The sequence below is a fragment of the Okeania sp. SIO2B9 genome (genome assembly GCF_010672505.1).
In the GTDB taxonomy this organism is placed as follows: domain Bacteria; phylum Cyanobacteriota; class Cyanobacteriia; order Cyanobacteriales; family Microcoleaceae; genus Okeania; species Okeania hirsuta.
The window spans coordinates 1-1,692 of record NZ_JAAHGK010001492.1; the positions used below are offsets into that span (position 1 = coordinate 1).

The 1,692-nt window shown below is 40.7% G+C and carries 2 protein-coding genes; one reads left to right on the forward strand and one right to left on the reverse strand.

From position 1 onward, the window contains the following. Nucleotides 1-177 precede the first annotated feature (177 nt). A complete protein-coding gene (locus F6K13_RS31965; protein WP_124144739.1) occupies nt 178-807 on the reverse strand; it encodes a Lumazine-binding protein in 630 nt (209 codons plus the stop codon). 685 nt (nt 808-1,492) lie between these two features. Here F6K13_RS31965 and F6K13_RS31970 point away from each other — a divergent pair. After that, the coding region (locus tag F6K13_RS31970; RefSeq protein WP_287289721.1) for a hypothetical protein at nt 1,493-1,692 on the forward strand (200 nt) is incomplete at its 3' end.

The window sequence follows — 1,692 nt, forward strand, 5'->3', positions numbered from 1 at the left end:
CTGAATGCTTCCACTCATCGCTGCACCGCACAAGTGGATGAAGGTCATTACTGAGTCGTCGGTCTCGTGTTGAACACACGTGGGTCAGGCAATCACGGTGCATCAGATCTTGATAGCGGGGTTCGGTACTCCGTCGTTATTTATCAGTATTCAACCGGACATGATATCACTCAGCTTTCAACGGAGTTTTTTTGCTAAAATTTGCCCTACCTTTTTAACTATTGGGTCAATTTCAATCGCAAAATATTCTCCAATTTCCTTTTCTACTAAATTAGTCAAATTAACTGTTTCTGGATAAATATCAAACACCAAAGAAAATTTGGCCATATCCCTAATTATTAACAGTACTCCATCCAAACAAATCAGGTCTTTAACATCAAGATATTGAAGAAAATCATTCTTCCAAAGTACCTCAATTTTTATCCCTCCCCCTGATAAATTCTCTTTAGAAATTAACTGACAATACCCCGAAGGTACACCATAAAATAAAGACCCAGAAATTTCTTCTCCCAAACGAATAGACCTTTCTAAATTGAGCTTTTTCTGTCCTTCATATTGTGCAGCAACTTTTGTCGAAGCTAGATAAAACTTTAATAGATAAAACTCTCCTAATATCTCTTTACCTAAAATTGTTAACGCCCTCCCATTGACAGAAATATTAGACTTGATTTCCACTTCAGTATATAAACTATCAGAAACATCAAGAATTAATTCACATCCCAAACCTTGTAAGTGAAGTTGATAAACTTTTCCCGTTTCTTGAATAATTCCAGTAAACATTAAAGAGTAATTGGTAATAGTTGACACTCATTATCTGATTTATTTGTCGCTATATATAGCAATACGTCTTTTGGTATAGGACAATAAATTTTAGTTGTCAGGGAATAGGCAACATGGAACAGGGATATAGAGAAATGCCCTAAAATAATTTTTAGTTCTTCAGCTAATTCAATAATTTTGAGCTTGATTAAGACACATCTATAGAACCCATTTGGTATCTTTGTCGCCGATTCAGTTTTTTTGTCATAAGTAATAATTAAAAAGTCAAAAGTCAGAAAGTAGGGAAGGTATAAAGGAAAAAGCGGATGGGACTCCGCGTCCTTCGGGTATCTCTTTCCTCCTTCGGAGGAGCTACGCTAACAGAGACGCTTTGCGTATGGCAGTTGCTTTAAGTGGCTAATAAAGGGCGGATGCAGGTCCTGCCCACAGCTCCTTGGGAACCCGCAGGGCGCACTGCTCGACCAAGAGAGCGGTCAGATCCCGCGTCGGTTCAGACCCAAGGGAATGCTGACCAAGAGAGGGAACGCGCACTAAGCAGGTTGAAAAATACTCCCCACCTCCCCACCTCCCCACCTCCCCATCTCTTTTTAAATAGATATCAAATGAGTTCTATAGTATTCACTGTTAAGAATTGGTATTGTATCTTACCCAACGAGCAAAAACAATATTGCTAAACATCAAAAAATACTTAGGGTTTGCGCTCAAAAGTCTTATGGGTGAGGGTAGGAGACAGGAGACAGGAGACAGGAGACAACCCACCCCTCGCCCCTCCCCCTCCCAGGAGCGGAGAAATGGGAACGAGCGAGGAGGTAGGAGCGGGCGTTTTGTCCCAAGATTGTTCTGCTCAACTCTTGACCAAAATCCTGAATTTTTGAACCATTACCACCTAAAACCTCGCACCCCCTCCAGACC